Annotated in this window: 2 protein-coding genes; one reads left to right on the top strand and one right to left on the bottom strand. The window is 65.2% G+C overall.

Features of this window, described 5'->3' with window-relative positions:
- The gene (locus LQV45_RS32770) at nt 1-573 is read left to right on the top strand and encodes a rhomboid family intramembrane serine protease (protein ID WP_230011780.1); all 573 of its coding nucleotides are present in this window, start codon (nt 1-3) and stop codon (nt 571-573) included.
- Between the two features lie 135 nt (nt 574-708).
- Here the strand turns inward: LQV45_RS32770 and greA are convergent, their stop codons facing one another.
- Nucleotides 709-1,203 carry a transcription elongation factor GreA gene (greA, locus tag LQV45_RS32765; RefSeq protein ID WP_028277369.1) on the bottom strand — a complete coding sequence of 165 codons (495 nt, stop codon included), beginning with the start codon at nt 1,201-1,203 and terminating at the stop codon, nt 709-711.
- Between the last annotated feature and the right edge of the window lie 172 nt (nt 1,204-1,375).

Raw genomic sequence — 1,375 nt, 5'->3', positions numbered from 1 at the left:
GTGCGGGCCCGCCGGGGACTGCTGGTGGTCGGCTCCTTCGTGGTACTGCTTTACCTGATCGAGATCCTCAACACCGCACTGTTCCACTCCCTGAACCGCACTTTCGGGCTGCGGCCGCGCAGCCTGGACGGGATCCTGGACATCCTGACCTTTCCGCTGCTGCACTCCAGCCTGGCCCACCTGATGTCCAACACGCTCCCGTTGATCATCTTCGGCTTCCTCGTGTTCCTCTCCGGGCGACGGGTGTTCATCACCGCACTGGCCGCCAGCTGGCTGGCATCCGGGCTCGTGGTGTGGCTCATCGGCGGCGCCAGCGTCACTGTGGGCGCCTCCGGGCTGGTGTTCGGGCTCTTCGCGTTCCTCCTGGTCCGCGGCTTCATCAACCGGAACTGGTGGCAGATCGCCCTGTCCGTGGTGTTGTTCATGGCCTACGGCGGCATCCTGTTCGGAATCCTGCCCACCGTGGCCAGTTTCGTCTCATGGCAGGCCCACCTGGGCGGGGCTATCGGCGGCATCACAGCCGCGCTGCTGCTGAGCACCAGGCGCCCCGGGGCGCTGTCCGCGGGACGCTGAATACCCCGGGAAGAGGAAACCTCCCCAGGACTCCGGCCAAACCGGCCGGCCCCAACAGCCCCCGCCAACGGGCGGAAAAAAACAACGCCGGCCTCCCCGCGAGGGGAGACCGGCGTCGCTGTTATGTCGCTGGTGTCAGCCGGCGTACGGCTTGGCGGAGATGATCTCCACCGTGATGTCCTTGCCGTTCGGGGCGGTGTAGCTGAGCTTGTCGCCCTCCTTGTGGCCGACGATGGCCGCGCCGAGGGGGGACTTCTCGCTGAAGACATCCAGGTCCGAGTCGCCGGCAATTTCACGGGAGCCGAGCAGGAAGCTCTCCTCGTCGCCGGCAATCCTGGCCACGACGATCATGCCGGGCTCCACGATGCCGTCGTCGGCCGGGGCCTCCCCGACGTGGGCGTCCCGGAGGAGGGCCGTGAGCTGGCGGATGCGGGCCTCGATCTTGCCCTGCTCCTCCTTGGCAGCGTGGTAGCCACCGTTCTCCTTGAGGTCGCCCTCCTGGCGCGCCGCTTCGATCTTCTGGACGATTTCTGCCCGGCCGGGGCCGGAAAGGTTGTCCAGCTCTGCCTTCAGGCGGTCAAAAGCTTCCTGGGTAAGCCAAGCCGCAGTTGCGCTGTTGGTGGTAGACACGGACTTCTCCTTTGGGTGGTCATACAAGCAAAGACCCCGCCACGGTGGCCACTTTTATGACGCAGTAACCAGCTCAGCGGGGGAAAGGTATTGATCCATTGTAGTCAATCCTGTGGATAAACCAAAGAGGACTGCGGCGTTGATCACACGGTGTGCCAAGCAGCCTCGTCCG

Source organism: Microbacterium sp. Bi128, assembly GCF_918698205.1.
Note: the sequence above shows the minus strand (reverse complement) of the source record. Positions and strands in the feature narration are given on the sequence as shown.